This is a genomic window from Alcaligenes sp. EGD-AK7 (assembly GCF_000465875.3).
Classification (GTDB): Bacteria; Pseudomonadota; Gammaproteobacteria; order Burkholderiales; family Burkholderiaceae_B; genus Alcaligenes; species Alcaligenes phenolicus.
Map to the genome: position 1 here is coordinate 236,381 of NZ_AVOG02000012.1, position 21,545 is coordinate 257,925.

The following is a 21,545-nucleotide window of genomic DNA, read 5'->3' on the forward strand; positions in this document are numbered from 1 at the left end:
CCGAAACCGGCTCATCGCGACTTCACGAACTACAGGAACAGGATAAGAACATGTCAGCCACTTCTTTCGGTGCATCCTCGGCGAAGATCAGCCGGGGACGCGTTGCCCGCTATCTGCGCACGGAGTCTGGTGCTGCGGTGCTGCTGGTGATCGTCACGGTCGTGGCGCTGGCGTGGGCGAACTCGCCGCTATCCGATGCCTATTTCGAGTTGTGGCACCTGGACGTCGGGTTTGACTTCGGGCCGCTGGGCCTGCACATGGACCTGCATCACTGGGTCAACGACGGCCTGATGGTGGTCTTCTTCTTCCTGATCGGCCTGGAGGTGCGTCAGGAGTTCGCCCACGGATCGCTCCGGGATCGCAGCCGTGCCCGTCTCGCTCTGATCGCGGGGGTCGCGGGTGTAGTGCTTCCCGCGCTGGTGTATGTCCTGATCGTGGGGCTGGCCGGAAGTGAGGGCCTGCACGGGTGGGGGGCGGTGGTCGGCACCGATACGGCGTTCATGCTGGGTACCCTGGCGATCGTCGGCCCGCGGCTATCCGGTCAGTTGCGCGTGTTCTTGCTCACCCTGACCGTGGTCGATGACTTCCTCGCCGTGTCCATCATCGGCATCGTCTATAGCGAGGAGATCCGGGTAATCCCGTTGCTGATCGCCCTCGCCAGTCTCGTCGGGTTGTGGTTGCTAGGGCGCAACCGCCAGTGGCGGGCAACGCCCTATGTGCTGATCGTGATCGTGCTGTGGCTCGCGGCCGTGCACTCCGGCATCCATGCCTCCCTCGCCGGGATGGCCGCGGGGCTCCTGATCCCCGCCTACGCAACGCAACGTCACAAGGTCGTAGCGGCAAGACAGTTGTTCCGTGACTTCTGGCAGTCTCCGAGTGCCGCATCGGCTCGCGCGGTGGACTGCGGGCTGTCCCGGGGTATCTCGGTGAACGAGCGGCTGCACGAGTTCCTGCGGCTGCCGACAGCGCTGCTGATCGTGCCGGTGTTCGCCTTGGCGAACGCCGGGGTGGACCTGCGTGGTGGGCTGCTCGCTGAGGCCTTCGACTCGCCCGTGACCTGGGGCGTCATCGCGGGGCTCGTGCTCGGCAAGCTCCTGGGCATCGGGCTCATCACTCTCGCCGCGGTCCGCCTCGGCCTGGGGCGCCTGCCGGCGGGTGTCGGAATGGGGAGCGTGTTCGGTGGTGCGGCACTGTCCGGGATCGGGTTCACCGTGTCGCTGCTCATCATCGGGCTCGCGTTCGGCACGACCTCCGACCTGGGCCGCCAGGCGACGGTCGGCGTGCTCGTGTCGATGGTGTTCGCCACGTTGCTCGGGTGGCTTATCTTCAAGGTTGCCGCTCGCAGGTGGGGTGAGGAGACCGCCGATCTGCCGATGGTGCTTGAGCCGCCGGTCGATCCGGAGATCGATCACATCCGCGGGCCGGAGGACGCGCAGCTCACGCTGGTGGAGTACGTGGACTTCGAGTGCGCGTACTGTGCGCATGCTACCGGTTCTTGGGAGGATCTGCGCGCCCACTTCGGTGACGACCTGCGGTATGTGGTGCGCCATCTGCCGCACCACCCGCACGGGCCGATTGCCGCGAGGGCGTCCGAGGCAGCGGCGAACCAGGGGATGTTCTGGCCGTGGCTGGACTTCGTGTTCACCCGTCAGCATGCGCTGGAGCGCGAGCATCTGATCGGCTACGCCGCCGAGCTTGGGCTCGACGTCGAACGGTTCATCGCGGATCTCGACAGCACCGCGGTGATCGAGCGTGTCGAGCGCGACCTCGCCAGTGCGGTCGCCAGCGGTGCGCACGCCACGCCGACGTTCTTCGTCGAGGGTCGTCGTCTGCGCGGCAGCTACGACGCCCGCACTGTCACCGCAGCGCTAGAAGCCAGCCGCCGCGGCACCCGAACTCAGGAAGTCCCGTCCTGAGCGGGACGAACTACAGGATAAGAACATGCCAAACAATTCTTTCGGTGAATCCTCTTGTACCGCTGCGGCCAGCGGCCTCGTGCAGGTGCGTGGCGCGCGCGAGAACAACCTCAAGGAGGTGGACGTCTCCATCCCGCGTAACGCGCTGGTGGTGTTCTCGGGTGTCTCCGGCTCCGGCAAGTCCTCGCTGGCCTTCGGCACCATCTATGCCGAGGCCCAGCGACGCTACTTCGAGTCGGTGGCCCCCTATGCGCGGCGACTGATCGACCAGGCCGGCGTGCCGGACGTCGATGCGATCGACGGCCTGCCGCCGGCGGTGGCGCTGCAGCAGCAGCGTGGCTCCAGCAACGCGCGTTCCTCCGTGGGCAGTGTGACCACCCTGTCCAGCCTGGTGCGGATGATGTATTCGCGCGCCGGCGCCTATCCGGCCAACCAGCCGATGCTGTACGCCGAGGATTTTTCGCCGAACACGCCGCAGGGCGCGTGCCCGACCTGCCACGGCCTGGGCCATGTGTACGAGGTGACCGAGGCCATCATGGTGCCCGATCCCTCCCTGAGCATCCGCGAGCGGGCGATCGCCTCCTGGCCCCCCGCCTGGCAAGGCCAGAACCTGCGCGACATCCTGGTCAGCATGGGCTACGACGTTGACCGGCCGTGGAAGGACCTGCCGAAGAAGGACCGCGACTGGATTCTGTTCACCGAGGAAACACCGACGGTGCCGGTGTACGCCGGTTTCACGCCTGCCGAAACCCGCGCAGCGCTCAAGCGCAAGATGGAGCCGAGCTACATGGGCACCTTCACCGGCGCCCGGCGGTATGTGCTGCACACCTTTGCCAACACCCAGAGCGCGTTGATGAGAAAGCGCGTGTCCCGGTTCATGGAGGGCAAACCGTGCCCCACCTGCCACGGCAAGCGGCTCAAGCCCGAGGCGCTGTCGGTCACCTTCGCCGGCGTGGACATCGGCGCGTTCATGCAGATGCCGCTGGACCAGTTGGCGGCCTTGCTCGAACCCATCGCCCAGGGCGATTTCCGCGCCCATGCAGCGGGGGCGGCTACGGACAAGGAAGCGACCCGACGCGACCGTGCCGAACGCGCGGCCTCCGGCCGCGCCGTCCATGCGGTATCGCCCGACGTGCGCCGCACCTCGGCGCTATCGGAAGAAAAGCGCCTCGCCGCGCAGCGCCTGGCCGGTGGCGTGATGGCACGCCTGCGCCAACTGCGTGGGCTGGGCCTGGGCTACCTGACGCTGGACCGGGCCACGCCGACGCTTTCGGCCGGCGAGTTGCAGCGCCTGCGGCTGGCCACGCAATTGAGTTCCCTGCTGTTCGGTGTCGTGTACGTGCTCGACGAGCCCTCCGCGGGCCTGCACCCCTCCGATAGCCAGGCCCTGTACGACGCGCTCGACCGGCTGCGCGACGCCGGCAACTCGGTGTTCGTGGTGGAGCACGACCTGGACCTGATGCGCCGCGCGCAATGGCTGGTGGATGTCGGGCCGGATGCTGGTGAGCGTGGCGGCCGCGTGCTCTACAGCGGCGAGCCGGATGGCCTGCGCAAGATTGCCGAATCGCGTACTGCACGCTACCTGTTCGATGAGATCCCCGCGCCGGGAAGCCGGGCACGCGAAGCGACCGGCTGGCTGGAGCTGCAGGACATTCACCGCCACAACCTGCATGGCGTGAATGCGCGCATTCCGCTGGGCGTGCTGACTGCCGTCACCGGCATCTCCGGCTCGGGCAAGTCCAGCCTCGTCGCGCAGGCCCTGCCGGAGCTGGTGCTGCTGCACCTGGGCCACGAGCCCGAGGACGACGCGGCCGAAAGCGCCACCAGCGAAGGGCCGGCAGTGATCGAAGCGACCGGCGGCCATCTGGCGGGCGACGTGGACGCCGTACAGCGTCTGGTGCAGGTGGACCAGAAACCGATCGGGCGCACGCCGCGGTCGAACCTGGCCACCTACACGGGCCTGTTCGACCATGTGCGCAAGCTGTTCGCTGCCACGCCCGATGCGCGACGCCGCCGCTACGATGCCGGACGGTTCTCGTTCAACGTCGCCAAGGGGCGCTGCGAGACCTGCGAGGGCGAGGGCTTCGTCAGCGTGGAACTGCTGTTCATGCCCAGCGTGTACGCGCCGTGCCCGACGTGCCATGGCGCACGCTACAACGAGGCCACGCTGAAGGTGCAATGGAACGGGCGCAACATCGCCGAGGTGCTGCAGATGACCGTGGACGAAGCCAGCGAATTCTTCGCGGGTGAAGACGCTGTGGCAAGGCCACTGCAACTGCTGCGCGATATCGGACTGGGCTACCTGCGCCTGGGGCAACCGGCCACCGAGCTTTCCGGTGGCGAGGCGCAGCGTATCAAGCTGGCGACCGAGCTTCAGCGCAGCCAGCGCGGCCGAAGCCTGTACGTGCTCGACGAGCCGACTACCGGGCTGCATGCGTCGGACGCCGACCGGCTGCTGGTGCAGTTGCAGCGCCTGGTCGATGCCGGCAATACCGTAGTGATGATCGAACACGATATGCGCGCGGTGGCCCAGGCCGATTGGGTGATCGACGTGGGGCCTGGTGCAGGCGCTGCCGGCGGCAGCATCGTGGTGGCGGGCTCCCCTCAGCAGGTGGCCCGAACGTCTGGCAGCAGAACCGCTCCGTTCCTTGCACAGGAGTTGGCGCGGGCCGAGTAGCTCAGTTCGCCAAATGTTGCCAATTTTCGCGGGGCATTGATCGTCGCCACACGACGGTGGCGATCAATGCCCGAATCGCGTCATCCTTCCTGAGTCAGAGCAAGATAGGGATTGTTGGGCGGTATTTCGGCGAGTGCCAAGGACCCATCTTCGAGGAGGTAGCCATGCAGTCGGCGGGACTTCCTCGGGCCCGTGACTTCACAGGTCCAAATGTTCAGGCCATTGGGGTGCTTGCGATGTAGCTGCAGCTTCTCGAAGCGCTTCTGCACCCACTGCCAATCCTGTTGATTCTCCTGCTTGGCGAGTGCGGCCACTTCGGGATGCTCCTGCGCATAGCGTTGGAACACACCCGGGCTGACCAGGTAGGCCGTGTCATTCACCGTATGCACGAGTGCCTTCGCGTCGTTGATGATGAGCCGTCGTGAGGCGATTCCCTGCTTCAGCCAAACCATGAACTGTTCCCCGGATGGCTTCGTTGCCGATGACCCAGGCGTAGGCGCGGGTGCAGGTGCAGGCGATGGAATGGACGTCGCGGCTGTTGCTGGCGCGGGGGTGTGGAGGAACTCCTCGGCATCCTGGCCAACGCCGGCCGACTCACCCAAGCCCACCATCGCGAGCAAATCCTCCATGACGTCGGGCACGGGCTGGGCTGCGGGCGGTGAAACGATGGTGGTGCTGTCGCCCTCCCAAATCGGAGGCTCTTGACCTCCCTGCGCTGGGTTCACCGAGACGGTAGGCGCGGGAGCCGACATGCAGGCGTCGTTTTCCGCGGGCGTCGCGTCGATCTCTACCGTGCCCGCGAAAGGTGCTGGTCGCTCGCCAGACTCCCAGATCAGCGCGGGAGCGAGACGCAACAGGGTGAACGAATGGGACCAGCCGGTCGTGCTGGTCACGGTCGCGCGCCAGACCGCTTTGCCGTCCGAGGTGGGCTGGAGCATGCCGTGGTCTTGCAGCACGTTGAACACGGCGGTGTTGTTCGCAGGAATGCCATCGATCCCCTGAGACAGGAGGTGTGCGCGCAGTTTGTCCGAAACCGTCTTGCTCACCAGCCACAAACCATCCTCGGTGAGCCAGCCATCGGAGGCTTCCGGCTGGTTCAGCTTCAACTGTTCCTTGAGCAGGTAGCGCAACCCGTCCAGCAGCTTGCGTTGCAGTGCGTGCTTGGGCGCGGCCATGGCGCGCGCCGGATCGCCGCCCAGCTCCTGGGCCACCGACGCCCGGTCTGCTTGCACGACGAGTTCCCCCAGTACACCGGCATGTTCGTACTGACCGGCCAGCACATAGAGCAGCGGTGCCCAGAGAGCCGGATAGTCGCTGAGCCAGTCCAGGACGTGGCGGTCGAGCAGTTGGCGATAGAGCAAGCCTGTTGCGGCGCTGTGCAGGCGGTATTCGCGGTCGTCACGGTAGCGAAATCGGTACGCCTGGTGCAGCGGGCCATGCCACGGATGCCAAGTACTGCCGTCGGCCAGTTCGACGTGTAGATCGACAGCGATCTTGCCGATGTCGTGCAGTAGTGCCGCGTAGGCGACGGCGGCGGTCCAGGCCTCGGACTGCGCCGCCTGGTCTTCGGGACTGGCACCGATGGGCAGCAGATGGGACTGGCGCAGCTTCAGGCTGTAGGCGACGATTTCCAGGCCGTGGTCGAGCATGCCGCCCGGGTAAGCGTGATGGTGGCTTTCGGAAGCGGGAAATTGCTGGACCAGCTCGGCATATCGTTCCAGCGGCGTGCGGTACAGGGTGACGAACTGCTTGCGCGAGAGGGAGGTGCGCTGCCAGATGTATTCCAGCAGCTTCTGCCGGCGCGGCGTGGCCAGCAGCGATGCGGCCGACTCGGGCCGCAGCAGCCCTTTCGGGAGATCGAGGGCGGGCGCTGGCGACGGAGCGGCAGCGACCGGAGGTCGTTTCCGCTGGAACAGAAAGAGCATGCGGGTGTCCTGGTGGTGGGCCGAGCGGGGGGCCTTTTGGCCTTTTCGAGGTAGGGCCTTTCCCCTTGCACCCCATTCCCTTGCCATTTCGACCCTTTGGCCTTTAACCGTTTCGGTATAGCGGGGCCTGGATCGCGGCTCCACCGTCAATGTGGAACCCGCTCGAATGCATTGGACGGCGACCAGGCGCTGGCCTCGGTCTATGCTGCGAAGGCGCTGCTTCCGCCGGGTAGGTTGCTTTCTAGGCGTCAAAGTTGACAAACGCGACAAAGGCGACTAGAGTGAAACCTGTCTCAAACCTACTTGGGAGATGACCATGCCCACTGCCATTGAATTCATTGCCGACCGTCTGCCGCGCGTCACGGTGGAAGATGTACGCCGCTTCGCGGATACCGTCGAAATCCGGGATGCCACGGCTTTCGCGGCCGAGTTGCAGGCGTTCGTCCACGAGCGCGTGGAAGCGGTAACACTGCCCGCCAACTTGCAGGGGGAGACCGTTGGGCAGGCCCTTGCACGCAAGGCGGCCGCGCTGCGCGCCGACACGCGCTGGGCACCGAATGAAACCGACGTCCAGCGAGGCCGTGCGGTGCTACTGGAAACCTTCAACCAGCCGCACAACCTGCCGCCCGCGGAGTTCGCCAAGCTGGCGGACAAGTCGCGCCAGCAGATCTACAAGGACATCCTCGCGCGTCGGCTGCTGGCGCTGAACGTGGGGCCGCGCGGTCAGAAGCTGCCCGACTGGCAGCTCGACCCGGTAAAGCAGCAGTTGACCCAAACCGTGCTTCAGGAGGTCGAGGGTATCGATCACTGGACGATCTACCGCGCACTGTCCGAACCGCTCGAAGGCTTGGGCGGTCGCTCGCCGGTGGATGCGGTGACGCATGGCACGATCGACGCCGTGGCCGAGGCCGTGTTTAACGTGCTGGGCGTTCAGGTGCATTGAAGCGAGACTGCCATGAACCACGAGCTGCCTTCTTTTCTGATCGATGCCGGTGAACTGCTCCAGCATGTGAGCCGCGTCGTCTATCGGGGCAGCCCGCTGTACTATGGTCGCAGCAGCACCAATCGCTACGACGACCCGGCCCGAGCCTACGGCGTGCTCTACCTGGGGCGCGACCTGCCCACGGCGTTGATGGAGTCGGTGTTTCACAAGCATCAGTGGCTTGATGACGCGAAGCGCTCGATCGCATTGAAAGAAGTCCAGGGCAGGATGGTGCGCGCTGTAGGGGTGGTGGCCGACGTGCTTCTGGCCGATCTCACGGCACCGAGCGTCATGGCGGGCTACTTTGGCCTGAACCTGGAGCAGTTGGCCAGCCGCGACTACACGCACACGCAGCAGGTGTCCGCTCAGGTGCATGCGATGGTCGGCGACGACGGCCAACCTCTGTTCGACGGAGTGCTCTATCCGTCGCGCAACAACTATCCCGCCAAGAGCATCGCCCTGTTCGAGCGTGCGGGAGCGAAGGTCAGCGTCATCGAGGACATCGATCTGGTTGACCATGTGGATTGGCCGCGTTTCGTTGCCACCTACCGCATCGGCGTGGAACCCGACCCGGGCCCGGTGGAACCGGATGACGAAGCGTCCTGAAGCAGCGAGAAAACACATTGAAGCCTGAAACGGAATGAAGTGGAGCACCCTGGAATAGACATCCCTCAGTAGCAGGAGACGACCATGAACACCACAACTCGTACCAGCACCGCAGAACGTATCGGCCGCGCATTTGGCCGTGTATGGCGTGCCTATGCGCGTGGCGAACGGCGGGTATCGAATTGGTTGATGGTCAAAGGGGTGCCTTCGGTTGGTGCCACAGTGCTGCTGTGGGCGGTCAAGCTGGCTGTGCTGGGCGCGCTGCTCTACGTCGCCTTCTGGTTCGCACTCGTGTTGTTGGGAGTCGTGGTGGCGGGATGGGCTGCTGCTGCCAATACCTCGGATGAAGACGAGTGGCCTTTCACCGACCTCACCGAACTGCGCAAGACGCCGGGCTACGATCCCAACCTGTACAACGATACGTCGCACGAGTTGTACACCGACGACTGACCGGCGCCGCGCTACTTCAGCTTACCTCCGGTAAGGGCCCCAGCGCCCTTACCGCCTGCTTGGCCGGCACTCTTGCTGCCATCCGAAAGCCCTTGGATGACGTGTCCAGCCCGAATCCCAACCCAAGTAAGGCTCGCAAGCCAAAAACCCGGCAAGACCAGGAACATCGTGCCCATGACGAACATCAGGAGCAGGTCGCCAAAGGCATTGTTCAACCCCACCAGCGGATCGAAGTTAGTGTGCGGCCGGTTCCAGCCGAAGCCCCACCCATAGAGCGCATCGAGGATGGTGCTGTCGATCCAGCGAGCGAGTTGGAACCAGAAATCGGTGAAGAACAGCGCGAACTGCACGACGCTGACGGTGACGACCGTCTTCAGGTCATAGGTGCCGACGACCAGCACGAGCGGGATGCAGATGACCAGCGCCATCTTGAGCAAGGCAAGCACCATGGGCAGCGCCTGGCGCACCACGTCCATGGCAGGGAATGCGGCAAGTGCCCCGACCGCCATTCCTACGTCCCCCGTGGCCCGCGTCACGATGTTCGGCAGGGTCTTGTCGATCTGGCCGCCGTAGTCGGTATAGACCGAACCCTGGTTGAGCTTCTGCTGTCGCGGTGACGCGATGGTACGGACCACCGAATCGTCCACCTCGGTACGGCTGAGGAACCCGGCCCAGCCCGCCAAGCGATTCAACAGGCTGGGGTCCACCTGGCTCAGCAGCCGTGCTCGCAGGCCGTTGCTGCCATCGGCCCACCACTGCCTGCAAGTCGGGTAGCCGCCGCCACTGGCCACCTGCGCAAGCCCTGCGTCGCGAGTGTCGTCATAGGGCCATGACTCGCGCGCCGTGCTGGAGCGGTAGCTGTCGTAGTAGCCGCCGGTGTCCGTGAAAAACCTCGAACCGATCCATGTCACGTCGTTCATTTGAGCTTCGTCCAGCTCCGGTCGCGCCATGAACAATTTAGCGCGTGCTGGCCCGTAGCAGTCGTGTGTGAAATCGGCCACTTCCTGAGCCAGCACCGGGTCGTTGATGCGGGTAGCGTCGATCTCCATGCGCATCTGTCGCAGGTCTGTTCCGCACGGGATCGCTGCCACCGAGGCACTGGTGACGGCGCGCGAGAGCGCGTGCATGAATGCCCACCAGACCGGCACCTTGGCACTCTGGTTGTTGATGGTGCTGAAGGACTGGGACCAGCCGGTATCCGTGGGCTGCGGCACGCTGACCTGGCATTGAGCCGAGCGCGAGCTGTCGTACTGAATGGTGTTGAGGTCCACGTCGATGAAGGGGATGCCGGCGAACATCACGACCACGATGGCGACGAACACCCGGTTCTCAATGCGTGCGGCCGAGAGCACGCCCTTATTGCCTTCGTCTGCACCCTCCCCACGGGCCTTGAGCCATTCCTGCACGATGATCGCCACGAAGGGCAGTGCGAATACCCCGCTGGATACCAGTACCGCCCAGATGCCGTTGTTGACGATCCAGGAAACCAGGGTCAGGTAGTACTCCAGGTAGTCGGTCGCGAAAAGCGTCATGGCTCGGATCTCCCCTCAGCCCTGCATCAACAGGCTGGCTTCAAGCGCCACGATGGCAACGACGCCGGCGATCTCGCTGCGCACCAGGCGGCGCCGCGCTTGCGCGTCGTCCTCGCGCGCCAGCAGTCGGCGACGCATCCAGACCCAGCCGTAGGCCGTCGCGCCGTACAGGCACAGCCGCCAGACCAGGAAGTAGCCCGCTGCTGCCGCCAGCCAACGCTCCCAGCCTGCGACGCTTCCGACGAGGTAGATGCCAACGATGTTGGCGCACACGGCGACGGCCGCGAGTACCACCGTCCACAGCAGCGCCTTTGCTGCGCGCCGGCTGAACAGCCAGCGCGGGCGCAGCCAGGCCGCACGCATCGGGCTCATGGCCGGCCTCCCGGATTGCCCTTCTGCAACTGATCGAGGCGGTCAGGCACCGGATCGCCTTCGTAGATCCCACGCGAGCCCGCCGCGCGCGTGCCGTGGCGCTGGATGATCGCCATGGGCGAATTGTTTGCCAGCTCCCGGCGCAGCTCCAGCTCGGTCTTGAGGTTGCGGATCTCGCGATCGAGCGTGTCGCTCTCGTGGTTCACAGCTTCCACGGCGAGCTGGTTGGCCGCCACGTTGGGCTCTTTCTTGCCGGTCAGCAGCGTGCGTTGCAGCAGTAGCGCTTTCTCCAGCACCGACGCCAGCGCAACCTCGGACGCCAGGCGCTGCGACAGCAGGTGCTGGTCCGGCTCGTCGCGCAGTGCCTCGATCACTCCGCGTGTGATGGGCAGCGACGCGCTGCCGGCCTCGCGCAGGTTTTCGGGCGTCGTGTTCTTCGCCTTGGAGACCAGGTCCTGGAGCGCCTGCAGCTTGGCATCGTACTCATCCTGGATCAGCGGCGTCAGCCCGACGCCGGGCACCGTCTCCGTCTTGGTGCAGGCGTCGCAGGTGCGCTGCTCCTTCTCGCCGAGCACCCGCGTCGCCCACTCGACGGCCGCTTGCGGCGTGGTCCAGGTCTGGCACGACAGGCTCGCGCAACTTGCCGGTGCGATTGCCGATGTGTCGGTCACACCGCGGCCATTGACCAGGTTGTAGCCCGCGCGGGTGACGTCGCCGACCACCTTGATCGCGGGCTGACCGGAGCCGCCGGCATTGCTTCCCCCGACCCAAGGCACGCCGTCGTTGCCACGGCGCGTCTCGGCTTGCTCGACGGCCGAGACGGCATCCGTGCTCGAAACAGCATCGCGCAGTGCCAACCCCTCTGCCATCTGGCTCCAGCCGAGCTGGCCGCCGGCCGTTTCGGCCATCTTTTCGGCCATGGCGCGGCACGTCAGCTTCGAGCGGTCGAAATCCAGCCGCGCTTGCAGAACGCCGTTGGTGAGCAGGTTGTAGAGGCCCGGATCAGCCCGTTGGATGATCAACGCCGGCAGGGAGGCCACAGCACTCGTAGCACTCTGGATCACCGAGGACATGATCTGCTGAAAGCCATTGGTCACGCCGTTGAGCTGATTTTTCAACGTGGTCTGGATGCTCATGTCACCGCAGATCAGATTGCTGTTCCAGCCGACACCCACGCCGAGCGAGCGCATGCCGGCTGCGCGACCCATCGAAACGGCGCTGCCGCCGCCGATGGAGTACATGACGTCATCGCCGATGACGTTGCCGCTGGTCTGGTAGCCCAGTTGGCCCCAGGCCACGCCGCTTGCCAGAACCAACGCGCCGGTGAGCGCCAAACAGATCCTCTTGCCACGAGCCGGAGGGGAGAACTGCATAGAGTCGAAACGCTTCATCGCGGCACCTCAAAGGAAATCAACGCTTCCAAGGAACACCTGTCCACGGCGTTCGCAGCAGGCATACGGCCGCCACAGTGCCCAGGCGTAGTCGCCTTGCTGGGCCTGGGTCAGGAAGCCGGTGCGTGGGAAAACCGTGCAAGACGAGGACAGGACGGGCGTGAGTTCCTGCCACTTGCCAGTCGAGGCATCACCCTCCATCAGCGCGCCGGCGGGCCAGTAGCCATCGCGGGCGTTGGCAAGCAGCGGCTGGTACACGTGCAACTGCCCCCGGCGAGTGACGATATCTCCCGCACGCTGGGCCACCACGGCCCCCGATTTGTGGTCGTCGGTCTGGTGCAGGAAGCCGCCGCGGGGATACACGTTGCCCCAAAGGTTCATCGTGGTGCGTGCGCCGACCTCGCGCATGCCGGGAATCAATGCCTCCGGGTAGGCCATCTCGGGCACGTTGTAGCGCCAGGCAAGCGTGTCCAAGGTGCTGAGCAGATACGGCATGAATGCCGTTCCTGCGCCCTCGCAGAAGTAGCCCGAGGACGAAACAAACTGGTTGAACACCTCGACGCCGGGATGGCCGATCACGTCGGCGTTCTTGAATTTCGCAAGATTGTTTTCGTGATCCTCGTTCGTCGTTCCATCGCCCCCCGCTTGGGCGGACGGATTGGCCGTACTCATCGCCCGGACTTCGACCCACGGGTTCTCGCCCGTGTTGCTGTAGCTGGAGACGACCGCATCGGGGATGTAGTGGCGCACCTTGACAGAGGTGCGCACCGTGCATCCTCCCCAGGTGCAGTAGAGCCAGTAGCAGATACCTACCACCCGGTACTCCAAGCAATCGGGCGAGGCCACCGAGGCAACGATGGCGGTGGTGTTCAAGGCGTAGCTACCCGTGGCGCTGAGCAGCAGCAAGGAAGCCACGCCGGCCCGCATGCGGCGCATCAGGTCGAATGGTCGCGTCATGGCTGGGTCCTCCGACGCTGCTCGATGCGCGCGACAGCGCGGGCCACATCCGGCTCGCCATAGACCACGTAGCGCTGATCCACCACGACAGCCGGGATGCTGGTGATGCCCAGGCTCCATGCGTCGGTGACGCCCTGGTATGCGGAAGCGATGCGGCGCTGTAGGTCGGCGCCGCCTTGGCTCAGCCGACGCTTGACGGTGGCCGCCGCCTGTTCGGGGGCGGCGGGCAGTTCCGCAGAAAGCTCCGCTTCAATCCGGCGGGCTTCGTCCAGCTCGATCAGCCGCTCGCCGCCCATGGTCTTGACCGGGTGGTGGCTGTCGGTGACGACCAGTACGTCGGCTGCGAAGGCGACGGGGCTGAACACGGCCAGGGACGCCGGCAGCGCCACGACGAGACCAAGGGTTCGCCAGCCCGACGCGAACGTGGAAAAGGATGCCGGCATGTCGCGTGCCCCGAAAGTTGATCAGGGCCATAGTCAAACGCGAACCCGATGCCACCCCAACAAACAATGCGCATCGCGGGCTGCCCGCATACCTGCTTGTCCCGCGCCATAAAAAAACGGAGGCCGAAGCCTCCGCGGGGATCAATGAAGCAATGCGACCGTTACAGCAGGCCTGACTCCGCAAAGGAGAACGGGGAACCTTGGCCTACGATGATGTGATCCAGTACCCGTACATCGATGAGCGCCAGCGCGGCCTGCAGTTGCTGGGTCAGCACACGATCCGCGCTCGACGGCTCGGAGATGCCCGAGGGGTGCTGGTGCGCGAAGACCACCGCGGCGGCGTTCAACTCCAGCACACGCTGTACGACGACACGTGGATAAACAGAAGTCGAGTTGATCGTGCCCCTGAACAATGGCTCGTAGGCCAGCACCTGGTGCATGCTGTCCAGGAACACAGCGGCGAATATCTCGTTGGGTTCAGCGACCAGTTTCACGCGCAGATAGTCCCGCACAGCGGCCGGTCGGCTGAGGCACGGTCCAGCTTTGAAAACCCGCCTCTCCAGCAGCACGATGGCTTGCTGGATGATCCAGTCCTCGTGTTGGGCAGCGGTGACGGAAAGCGACTCCGGGCAGGAGTCGTTGACGACAAAAGACATGGCGAACCTCCAGACGGTGAGATCGGAGGGCGCGCGCCCTAGGAGGGCCAGCCCTCCTAGGGAACGAACAAGGTGCATCCATCACCGCGGCAGCGGCGATCGTTCGCGACCAGGATGCGAGGCGAACGGGTTGCGGTCAGCGCAGCGGACTGCGCCGTAGCCTTGAAGACCGGGGCTACCTGGGCATGTCGCCGACGACGTCGGCAGGCATTTCGGATGTGGGTGTGCCGGTCGGACCGTCAGCCGTCAGCATGTCCATGGCAGACAACAAGGCGTCGCCCTCGATTGGTCCCTGCAGCAGGATGGCCTGGCCCGTCTCGCGATCAAGCAGACGCAGTGACGGTGTGGCGGTAACGCCGCTCTTGGTGGCTTCCGCGGCCTGGGCGCGGATAGCGGCACTGGACCTTTCGCTTGACATGCACTGCTCGATGGCTGGCGTCGATTCGGGGTAGCGCAAGCCATCCGGCAAGCCCAGGCCGTCGCTGCGCGTGTGGGCATAGACCCATTCGACCGCCTGCCAGAACGCGGCATGCCCGCCAGCTTCGGCTGCGCATTCGGCCAGACGTGCCTCGGCCGACGCGGCCGGCTCGTGCGCGGCTAGCGGCTGGTGGTGCCATTGCAGCGCCACGTCGGCGTTGGTGCCCACCCACCGTTTGAGCTGCGGAAAATATTCCCGGCAGAACGGGCACTCCAGGTCGGCATAGAGCGTCAGCGTGAAACGGCCTTTGGGGTTGCCCATTAGCCAGGGCGGCCCGGCCACCGGTGCCATGCTGACCGGCGTGGGCGGCTGCGGCGGGGATTCGCCGGGCGACCTCGGCACAAGCCAGATCAGCAGCAGCGCGACCAGCACAGCAACCAATGCCCAGGGCCAGCGGGGCCGCCCGTTGCGGCGGCGGAACGCCTGGACCTGCATCGGAATGGAAGGACGTTTCTGTTCCATGGCGTTCTCCGTCTTACGACAGTTCCAAGGCCGGCGACTCGATGCCGCGCGCCTGGTCGATCTTCTCGGCCACCTTGAAGGCCGCTTCCAGTTCGGTGCAGCCGTAGTGCTGCATGAGCTGGTAGCGCTCGGCCTTCTCTTCGGGTTCGGTCTGCGCCAACGCCAAGTACAGGCTGGGCGGCACGGCACGGAACAGCACTTCCATGCTCTTGGAAAGGATGACGCCCTCGGTGAACTTGCCCGCTTCTTTGCGCGCCGAGAGCATCAGCGCTTTCTGCGCGGGCGAGAGTTCGCGGAAGCGTGCAATCTTCTCGACCTCATCGGGCGGCATCGACAGGCAGATCCACCACTCAATCATGTTGAGCATGGGCTCCGCGGCACGCGGCAGATCGTCGATATTTTGTGTAGCCAGCCAGAACCAGGCCCCTAGCTTGCGCCACATTTTTGTAATTTTTACAACGTAGGGCGCGAGCAGCGGGTTCTTCGTGATGATGTGGCCTTCGTCGGTCACATTGATGATCGGACGGCCCAGGTACTGGTCGCGCTCGGCGATGTTGTTCACCGTGCTGATCAGGCTGATGTAGGCGATGGAGAGCTGCGCGTTGTAGCCCTCCCGGGCATAGGTCGCGAGATCCACCAGCGTGATGTCGGCCTCGGGCCACGGCGTGCCATCGCGATCGAACATCTCGCCGTCCGTGCCTTGGCAGAACATGTCCATCGCGTCCGCCATCTCCAGCAGCCGCACGCGCCGCATCTCGGGCAGCGTCGGGTCCTGGCCGCGCGTGCGCAGCGCGTTGCGCACGTCGCGCGTGAGCACCGTGCGTTTCTCGGCCACGCAGTGTTCGGCGGCATCGAGGATGCACTGGCGGATCAGCGAGCGATCGGCCCGCGTCATCCGGGCTTCTTCCTTGTCCTCGCCGCCTGTGATCATCAGCCGTGCCGTGATCTCCAGTTCACCCAGCACGTCGCGCTGCTCGTCCTCCTCCATGACCGAGGAATCGGCTGGCAATTCTTCATCCAGTGCATCGGCATCAAGCGTCTGCACGTTGCTGGGCGTTTCGATCAGCCGGCGAGCGTCGGCGAACGGCGCCAGGCTGATGCCTGAGCCAGGAGCCAGCTTGACCCGGTTTACGGTCAGACCCAGGCGCTTGGCGAAGTCGCTGAACAAGCCGAAGCTGTTGCCGGCTTCCACGATGAACAGCCGCGGCCGGTAGATGGCCGTGACCTGATTCAAGAGGTTGTTGAGCGTTGCGCTCTTGCCCGAGCCGGTGGGGCCGAATAGGAACAGATGGGCGTTCATCTGCCTGTCCAAGCGGTTCAGCGGATCAAACGTGATCGGCCCGCCACCGCGGTTGAAGAACGTGTTGCCCGGATGGCCCGTACCCTGGCTGCGTCCCCACGCCGGCGAGAGATTCGCCACATGCTGGGCGAACATCAGTTGGGTGAACCAGTTCCGCCGATCCTGCGCAGGGTTGTAGCAGCACGGTAGCCAGCGCAGGTAGCTGTTGAGCGGCGCAACTTCATCGTCCTCGCGCACGGGCTGCAACCCCGCGTTGAGCATCACGTTGGCGAGGTCCAGGCCGCGCCTGTCAAGCTCGGCTTCGTCGCGCCCGCGCAGATAGAAGGCCAGCGTGCCGCGGTAGAGCTTGTGCGCGCTGCCGATGAGCGAGCGCGCCTCCTGCACATCCTTGAGCGTCTGCTCCGATGCCAGTGTTTCGCCGACAGCCTTCTTCGCCAGGTGATTCAGGTGCGATTCGAGGATGTCCTGGGGCGTCGCCACCATGGTCAGACACATCGTGGTGTCTTCGGGCATCTGATCGAAAAGCGTGTTGATCGCATCGCCCTTGCGGGTTTCGCCAGTCAGGTGTCCCGTACCGGGCGGCATGCGTAGTCGGTCGGTGACCAGCACACGGTGCGGCATGCCGTCGAAGTACCAGGTACCGTGCCCGGCATCGGAGCGAGGCTGACCGAAGAACAGCCGTTGGCTGAAATCCCGACCACTCGCCAGCTCGATCTCGCCTTCCTCCACCTCGTCGGGATAGCGGGCCAGCGCATAGAAGCGCTCTCGATTCTCAGCGCTTGGCCCGAGCATCGTTGGGCGTGGGTTGAACCACCGCAGCAACCAGTCGTGAACATCGGCCGCGACCATGCGCCGGGCCTGGATGCCGGCGTTCGCCAGGCCGCCGCAAAGGCGATCGCAGACGATGTTCAGCATTTGCTCGGGTGTCTGGCCACGGCGGTTCGCCTGGCCGGTGGCCCGGCGATAGACCACCATGCGCACGCGCCGCGTCTGGCCGCGCCAGCGCAACCGCGTGACCACCGTGTCCTCGAACAGGCCGCCGGGCTTGGCCACCGCGCGCAGGTGGTGGCCGAAGAAGCGAAGATAGAACTCGGTGAAGGCTGTGCCGCGAGCGCGCGGCTGCACGTAGTTGCGCAGGGTCTGCATGTACTGGTCGAAGCTGGGTTCGTCCTGGGCGTAGAGCTGGAGCACCCAGGGGTTCTCGTCCAGCTCATCGAACGAATCCTGGAGCGCGTTTTCGAGCGCATCGCGGGCATGCGCGAGCCAGCCAGGCTCCCGACCTTCGGTGCCCAGCGGGACCAGCTCGTAGAAGGCTGCGACCGATTGCCCGTCCTCCAGCAGCATGGACTTCGACGGCGGCAGGAACTCCACCCACGGCAGCAGCTCCGCGAACGACTGCGCGACGTCGTACAGCGCCTGCTCGTCCGCCACGGTCGCCGGCTTGCGGCCCTGGATCGTCGCTCCGGGTTCGGCGATGCCGGCTTGGCGCAACGCCTCGACGTGGCGCTGCCAGCCGTCCGGCTGCTCGTCATTGCCACCATCGGATGCAGCCAGCTTCGGCCAAGGGAGTTTCCAGCGCATCAGTAGTCCTCCACGCGCTCGCCCGGCATGGCGTACTGCACGCGCTGGTACAGGGGGAAGACTGTCGTGTAGCCCGGAACAGGCACGGGGTCGGTACCCGCCAGGTGCGGGTACACATACATGACAAGATCGGGGTTCGGGAGGCGGTGGAACTGGCGATAGACCTCGTTTCGCGCCGTGCGCGTGTAGCGCATCTGTTCGGCGGGCGCGGCCTCCACGTCGGCCTCGGTCAGCGGCCGGCGCAGGCTCTGGCGTGCATCGAGCAATTGCCTGCGCGCCACCTGGCCGGCGCCACCGCTGCCGTCGCCGGCGTTCTGCTGCCAGATGTCCATCATCGTGCTGTCGCCGTGCGGGAGCAGCTTTTCCTTGCTGGTGGCACAGCCGCCGAGCACCGCGACGGCGAGGGCCAGCGCCAGGCCCTTATTCAAGTTCGAGAGCATGGCTTTCTCCTGCGCGGTGATCGACCTTGCGGCCTTCGGGATCGAAGTCGATGGCAAGCGGCTTTTCGAGGTGGACGGCGACCTTCGCGCCGGGCTGGACATAGACGGCGGCGAAGGCCTGGCCGTATAGCTTGTTCACCCAGTCGGCCATGTCGCGCACGCCACCGGCCAGGATGCGGCCCACGGCTTCATTGCCCGAGATGCCGACGCTCCCGATGGAGCCGTCGGCGCCGACGTAGGACATCTGGCCGCTGTCGCTGTCGATCAGCGAAGCGACGCCGGCACCGGCGGCGGTAATCAGGGCTTGCGAGCCGAGGTACTGCTGGGCGTTGCTGCGCCGCTCCCCGCTGACGCAGGGAATGCCGTATGGGTCGCTGATCCAGCCCAGGCCGTCTCGCTGCTGGTTGTTCTGCTGGTTGCCGTCGCGGTCTTCGGGGATGGTGCGGATCGTGCCGTCGTGGAAGACGAAGGTGATGCTGCGCACCTGGCCGCGCACGCACGAGAGCGTCCAATCTCCCGATGCGGTGCCGCTGAACACGGCACCGGCCACGTCGGGAATGTCGATGCCATTGGCGGTCAGGTTGTCCGGTCCGACCAACACCTTGAAGGGGTATGGATCGTTAACGGTTCCGTCGATCGGCACGCGGCCGATCAGCGCCGTCATCGCCACCGACCCCATCAGCGTCGAATTGGTCGGTACGGTATAGACCGCCTTGGCGCTCTTGACGCCTGCTGCGCGTGCGCCCGCGTTCGCCACGGTTTCCGCCGTGGTTTCCAACGTGCTCTGCGCGGGGCCGAAGCTCGTCGGGAAGCTCATGCCGCTACCCGTGCCACGACTGCTGTTCCGCCCCTCGGCCTTCCTCGCATCGTCGGGTTCGACCCATCGCACGCCGCCTTCCATGCCGGCCTCGTCGCCGTCGCGCAGCCCCAGACCCACCGGCAGGTCGGCATGGCCGCCGCCACGTCCGCCGATACTGTCCAGACGCCGCTGCAGGTCGGCAAGCAACCCTTCGGTCTGCTGGCGCGCGCTGGCTGCCTGCTCTTGGTCGCGACGCAGGTTGGTACGCTCGGAGTCGAGGGCCGAATTGATGCGCTGATCAATGGAGTTCTCGCGCTGGCGCAGTCGCTGGTTTTCTTCGCGCTGGGATTTGTTGTCCGAGAGCGCGGTCTGAAGCTCGGTGCGCAACTGCTTCACTTGGGCAACGAGCGTCGCCACGGTGTCGCGCGGGGTATCGCCCTCGATGCCCAACGCCTTCATTTCCGCTGGCGTGAGCTTGGCACCGGCATCCGCGGCCGGTGGCGCCGAACTGCTGCCACCCGAGAACAGCCGGATGGCAACGAACAGCACCAGCAAGGCAACCGGGACCATCAGCCACTTCAGGAGTCCATTACTGCGCATGGCGGGCCTCCTTGCGGTCTTCCGGTTGCGGGAGATGCACGGCCGGGTCGAAGCGGTTGATCGCCGGTAGCAGCGATTGCGCCAGGCCGCGCCCGCGCGTCACCAGGTACAGGACGGTCGTGTCCTCGGGCGTGCCACGCGGGCCAAGTGCCTCGTGTTGGAAGGTGGCGGTGAGGAAATCGCCTTGCAGGATGCGCGGATCGAGAGTGATCCAGCCGCTGCTGTTGTTGGTCAGTCGCACGGCAGTGACCCACTGGTCTTCCAGACGCCACGACGCGAGCGCGACCGCGCGCACGGGCAGCGTCGGCATCAGCGTGCCGAGGTCGAGGTCACGACGCAGGTTCACCCGCATGACGCCGGGCAACGGCTCCACAGTGCGCAGCGGAGCGTAGAGGTTCTGCGCGGCGAAGCGCGTCAGGACAACCGGCACCGGGGTCTCGCGTCGCGCCGCCCGCGCACCTGCCTGGTCCTGGGCGCGCGCCGGAGCTTCGTTGTCATCGCCGGGCTGATCGCCATAGCGCGCCGGGGTGCTGTTGCCCTCGACGATGCGCACTGGTTCCAGCTCGGCTTCGCCGTCCTTGGCTGGCTCCGCCGCAATGTCCAGCAGGATCAGCGCGCCCGTGTCGGCGTCCTGCAATTGCAGCCGCGTGGGCTCGATCGGCTCGCTGGCGCGCAGGTACACCGCGCCGCCCGCGCTCTGCACCCGTAGGCGCTCGCCGACGCCCGAGGGTACGCCCACGCGGACGTTGCGGTCGATGAACACGATACGCTCCTGGCCGACCTTCAGCGGCACCGCCAACGGCATACGTTCCCAGCGCAGGATCTCCACCGCCTGGACAGCAGGAGCCGCGGCCACGGCCAACAGCCCCAGCAGCGTGAGTACAGGATGCTTCATGGGGTTTCTCCTTGGGGCGCTTGCGGAGACAGGCCACCAGACGCCGGGCGCGTCGGCTCCGGCGTGCTGATGCGCTGGGGCGCGCCCTCATAGCAGTCGAGCGCCAGGCCGAACGGGTTGCGGGCAGGATCGACGTCCACCCGCGTGACCTTCACGGGATAGCGCACCAGAGCGCGCTTGACTTGCTCGGCGCCGTAGTACTCGTCGGCGGTGATGTCCAGCGTCACTACCCAGTCGCGGTCGGAAACCACGCGCACGCGGGCCGTGGGGTCGTCGCCGTAGCCGCGGCCGGGGATTTCGTAGATGCCGCGCACGCGCTGGCGCAACTCGCCCGTGCTGCGGCGGTAGTCGTAGTCCGCGCGCAGGAAGGCCTGGCAGGATGGGGTGAGGTACGGCGAGAGCGTGTGGAGGTTGCGCGCGTAGTCCTCTTCGCCATTCGTCGGCCAGCGGTTGAGCGTCTGGAACACGTAGAACGTGAACGCATAGACCGATTCGGGCGGCACTTCCCACCACTTCCTGGTACTGCCGGAGCGCAGGTCAGGCGGAACGTGGATGGTCAGATCGCGGGGAGCGCTCCACCAGCCGCCACCCATGACCAGGGCGACGATGATCAGGGCGCCAGCACCCAGGCGAAGCGTCTTGATGTGCGCCTGCAGGTGGGTGATCTCGTTCTTGAAGCGGCTCATCGTGCGCTCCTTCGGGTGGTCCAGAAGCCGGAGCGCGAGATCAGCACATGGCCGCCTACCCAGCCCGCCATCAGCGGATGGCGTGTGGCAATGCGCCATTGCAGTTGCCGATACAGCCAGGTGTCGGGACGCCCGCGCTTGAGGCGGCGAAGAATGCCGCCGCCGATGAACACGCCGAAGGCCACGCCCAGGACGACGAACGTGGGTGCTAGCGCGATCGTGCGGAACACCCACGACAGCGGTGCGCCGACCAGCAGACCGGCGGCGCCGGACAGGCCGCAGCAGATCCACAACTCGTCGGCGGTGAGACCGCGCACCACAACGGGATGTCGATTGAGCCGGTGCGGAAGGAACGTGACCGTCCCGTCCGCACGGACGTGCTGCTGCTCGGACATAC

The 21,545-nt window shown here is 65.7% G+C and carries 19 protein-coding genes; 5 read left to right on the plus strand and 14 right to left on the minus strand.

All coding sequences use genetic code 11. From position 1 onward, the window contains the following. The first annotated feature begins 50 nt into the window (after positions 1 to 50). Together nhaA and N879_RS09740 are read left to right on the plus strand one after the other, a co-directional pair. Positions 51 to 1,916, plus strand: coding sequence for a Na+/H+ antiporter NhaA (gene nhaA / locus N879_RS09735; RefSeq protein ID WP_021446916.1), 1,866 nt, complete (start codon positions 51 to 53; stop codon positions 1,914 to 1,916). 25 nt (positions 1,917 to 1,941) lie between these two features. Continuing rightward, on the plus strand, positions 1,942 to 4,593 hold the full coding sequence (locus N879_RS09740; RefSeq protein WP_009459630.1) for an excinuclease ABC subunit UvrA: 2,652 nt from the start codon (positions 1,942 to 1,944) through the stop codon (positions 4,591 to 4,593). An 80-nt stretch (positions 4,594 to 4,673) separates the two neighbouring features. On the opposite strand, the gene mobH is transcribed toward N879_RS09740, so the two are convergent. Next, positions 4,674 to 6,518 (minus strand): MobH family relaxase, encoded by a 1,845-nt coding sequence (gene mobH / locus N879_RS09745; RefSeq protein ID WP_009459632.1) that lies wholly within the window; start codon positions 6,516 to 6,518, stop codon positions 4,674 to 4,676. A gap of 316 nt (positions 6,519 to 6,834) precedes the next feature. Here mobH and N879_RS09750 point away from each other — a divergent pair, with 316 nt between their 5' ends. The 3 genes from N879_RS09750 (at position 6,835) to N879_RS09760 (ending at position 8,556) form a co-directional block, all read left to right on the plus strand. After that, positions 6,835 to 7,461, plus strand: coding sequence for a hypothetical protein (locus N879_RS09750; protein WP_009459635.1), 627 nt, complete (start codon positions 6,835 to 6,837; stop codon positions 7,459 to 7,461). Positions 7,462 to 7,473: 12 nt separating this feature from the next. After that, the gene (locus N879_RS09755) at positions 7,474 to 8,106 is read left to right on the plus strand and encodes an RES family NAD+ phosphorylase (protein ID WP_009459636.1); all 633 of its coding nucleotides are present in this window, start codon (positions 7,474 to 7,476) and stop codon (positions 8,104 to 8,106) included. 84 nt (positions 8,107 to 8,190) lie between these two features. Then, complete coding sequence (locus tag N879_RS09760) at positions 8,191 to 8,556, plus strand: DUF3742 family protein (protein ID WP_009459638.1); 366 nt, start codon at positions 8,191 to 8,193, stop codon at positions 8,554 to 8,556. 11 nt (positions 8,557 to 8,567) lie between these two features. Here the strand turns inward: N879_RS09760 and N879_RS09765 are convergent, their stop codons facing one another. The 13 genes from N879_RS09765 to N879_RS09825 form a co-directional block, all read right to left on the minus strand. Continuing rightward, positions 8,568 to 10,088, minus strand: a complete 1,521-nt coding sequence (locus tag N879_RS09765; protein ID WP_019726345.1) for a conjugal transfer protein TraG N-terminal domain-containing protein — start codon at positions 10,086 to 10,088, stop codon at positions 8,568 to 8,570. A gap of 15 nt (positions 10,089 to 10,103) precedes the next feature. Next, on the minus strand, positions 10,104 to 10,460 hold the full coding sequence (locus N879_RS09770; RefSeq protein ID WP_009459645.1) for a hypothetical protein: 357 nt from the start codon (positions 10,458 to 10,460) through the stop codon (positions 10,104 to 10,106). Continuing rightward, positions 10,457 to 11,851: an integrating conjugative element protein gene (locus tag N879_RS09775; protein ID WP_009459646.1), complete on the minus strand. Its 1,395-nt coding sequence runs from the start codon at positions 11,849 to 11,851 to the stop codon at positions 10,457 to 10,459. Before N879_RS09775 ends, N879_RS09770 begins: the two co-directional genes overlap by 4 nt. 9 nt (positions 11,852 to 11,860) lie before the next feature. Continuing rightward, positions 11,861 to 12,808 carry a TIGR03756 family integrating conjugative element protein gene (locus tag N879_RS09780; protein ID WP_019726343.1) on the minus strand — a complete coding sequence of 316 codons (948 nt, stop codon included), beginning with the start codon at positions 12,806 to 12,808 and terminating at the stop codon, positions 11,861 to 11,863. Next, positions 12,805 to 13,251: a TIGR03757 family integrating conjugative element protein gene (locus N879_RS09785; RefSeq protein WP_009459649.1), complete on the minus strand. Its 447-nt coding sequence runs from the start codon at positions 13,249 to 13,251 to the stop codon at positions 12,805 to 12,807. Before N879_RS09785 ends, N879_RS09780 begins: the two co-directional genes overlap by 4 nt. A 161-nt stretch (positions 13,252 to 13,412) precedes the next feature. Continuing rightward, positions 13,413 to 13,907 carry a RadC family protein gene (radC, locus tag N879_RS09790; protein ID WP_009459650.1) on the minus strand — a complete coding sequence of 165 codons (495 nt, stop codon included), beginning with the start codon at positions 13,905 to 13,907 and terminating at the stop codon, positions 13,413 to 13,415. Between the two features lie 175 nt (positions 13,908 to 14,082). Further along, entirely contained in the window at positions 14,083 to 14,847 is a 765-nt protein-coding gene (locus N879_RS09795) for a DsbA family protein (protein WP_009459652.1), read from the minus strand. Positions 14,848 to 14,860: 13 nt separating this feature from the next. After that, entirely contained in the window at positions 14,861 to 17,728 is a 2,868-nt protein-coding gene (locus N879_RS09800) for a conjugative transfer ATPase (protein WP_019726341.1), read from the minus strand. Then, positions 17,728 to 18,168, minus strand: a complete 441-nt coding sequence (locus N879_RS09805) for a TIGR03751 family conjugal transfer lipoprotein (RefSeq protein WP_009459662.1) — start codon at positions 18,166 to 18,168, stop codon at positions 17,728 to 17,730. Before N879_RS09805 ends, N879_RS09800 begins: the two co-directional genes overlap by 1 nt. Continuing rightward, complete coding sequence (locus tag N879_RS09810; RefSeq protein ID WP_009459664.1) at positions 18,149 to 19,567, minus strand: TIGR03752 family integrating conjugative element protein; 1,419 nt, start codon at positions 19,565 to 19,567, stop codon at positions 18,149 to 18,151. The genes N879_RS09805 and N879_RS09810 overlap by 20 nt, the downstream gene beginning before the upstream one ends. Next, positions 19,557 to 20,462 (minus strand): TIGR03749 family integrating conjugative element protein, encoded by a 906-nt coding sequence (locus tag N879_RS09815; protein WP_009459665.1) that lies wholly within the window; start codon positions 20,460 to 20,462, stop codon positions 19,557 to 19,559. The genes N879_RS09810 and N879_RS09815 overlap by 11 nt, the downstream gene beginning before the upstream one ends. Next, positions 20,459 to 21,148 (minus strand): PFL_4703 family integrating conjugative element protein, encoded by a 690-nt coding sequence (locus tag N879_RS09820; protein ID WP_009459666.1) that lies wholly within the window; start codon positions 21,146 to 21,148, stop codon positions 20,459 to 20,461. Before N879_RS09820 ends, N879_RS09815 begins: the two co-directional genes overlap by 4 nt. After that, positions 21,145 to 21,543, minus strand: coding sequence for a TIGR03750 family conjugal transfer protein (locus N879_RS09825; RefSeq protein WP_009459668.1), 399 nt, complete (start codon positions 21,541 to 21,543; stop codon positions 21,145 to 21,147). Before N879_RS09825 ends, N879_RS09820 begins: the two co-directional genes overlap by 4 nt. Between the last annotated feature and the right edge of the window lie 2 nt (positions 21,544 to 21,545).

Excerpts from the sequence above, each read along its gene's own strand:
- nhaA (WP_021446916.1), top strand. The coding sequence starts at position 51 with ATGTCAGCCACTTCTTTCGGTGCATCCTCGGCGAAGATCAGCCGGGGA.
- N879_RS09740 (WP_009459630.1), top strand. The coding sequence starts at position 1,942 with ATGCCAAACAATTCTTTCGGTGAATCCTCTTGTACCGCTGCGGCCAGC.
- mobH (WP_009459632.1), bottom strand. The coding sequence starts at position 6,518 with ATGCTCTTTCTGTTCCAGCGGAAACGACCTCCGGTCGCTGCCGCTCCG.
- N879_RS09750 (WP_009459635.1), top strand. The coding sequence starts at position 6,835 with ATGCCCACTGCCATTGAATTCATTGCCGACCGTCTGCCGCGCGTCACG.
- N879_RS09755 (WP_009459636.1), top strand. The coding sequence starts at position 7,474 with ATGAACCACGAGCTGCCTTCTTTTCTGATCGATGCCGGTGAACTGCTC.
- N879_RS09760 (WP_009459638.1), top strand. The coding sequence starts at position 8,191 with ATGAACACCACAACTCGTACCAGCACCGCAGAACGTATCGGCCGCGCA.
- N879_RS09765 (WP_019726345.1), bottom strand. The coding sequence starts at position 10,088 with ATGACGCTTTTCGCGACCGACTACCTGGAGTACTACCTGACCCTGGTT.
- N879_RS09770 (WP_009459645.1), bottom strand. The coding sequence starts at position 10,460 with ATGAGCCCGATGCGTGCGGCCTGGCTGCGCCCGCGCTGGCTGTTCAGC.
- N879_RS09775 (WP_009459646.1), bottom strand. The coding sequence starts at position 11,851 with ATGAAGCGTTTCGACTCTATGCAGTTCTCCCCTCCGGCTCGTGGCAAG.
- N879_RS09780 (WP_019726343.1), bottom strand. The coding sequence starts at position 12,808 with ATGACGCGACCATTCGACCTGATGCGCCGCATGCGGGCCGGCGTGGCT.
- N879_RS09785 (WP_009459649.1), bottom strand. The coding sequence starts at position 13,251 with ATGCCGGCATCCTTTTCCACGTTCGCGTCGGGCTGGCGAACCCTTGGT.
- radC (WP_009459650.1), bottom strand. The coding sequence starts at position 13,907 with ATGTCTTTTGTCGTCAACGACTCCTGCCCGGAGTCGCTTTCCGTCACC.
- N879_RS09795 (WP_009459652.1), bottom strand. The coding sequence starts at position 14,847 with ATGGAACAGAAACGTCCTTCCATTCCGATGCAGGTCCAGGCGTTCCGC.
- N879_RS09800 (WP_019726341.1), bottom strand. The coding sequence starts at position 17,728 with ATGCGCTGGAAACTCCCTTGGCCGAAGCTGGCTGCATCCGATGGTGGC.
- N879_RS09805 (WP_009459662.1), bottom strand. The coding sequence starts at position 18,168 with ATGCTCTCGAACTTGAATAAGGGCCTGGCGCTGGCCCTCGCCGTCGCG.
- N879_RS09810 (WP_009459664.1), bottom strand. The coding sequence starts at position 19,567 with ATGCGCAGTAATGGACTCCTGAAGTGGCTGATGGTCCCGGTTGCCTTG.
- N879_RS09815 (WP_009459665.1), bottom strand. The coding sequence starts at position 20,462 with ATGAAGCATCCTGTACTCACGCTGCTGGGGCTGTTGGCCGTGGCCGCG.
- N879_RS09820 (WP_009459666.1), bottom strand. The coding sequence starts at position 21,148 with ATGAGCCGCTTCAAGAACGAGATCACCCACCTGCAGGCGCACATCAAG.
- N879_RS09825 (WP_009459668.1), bottom strand. The coding sequence starts at position 21,543 with ATGTCCGAGCAGCAGCACGTCCGTGCGGACGGGACGGTCACGTTCCTT.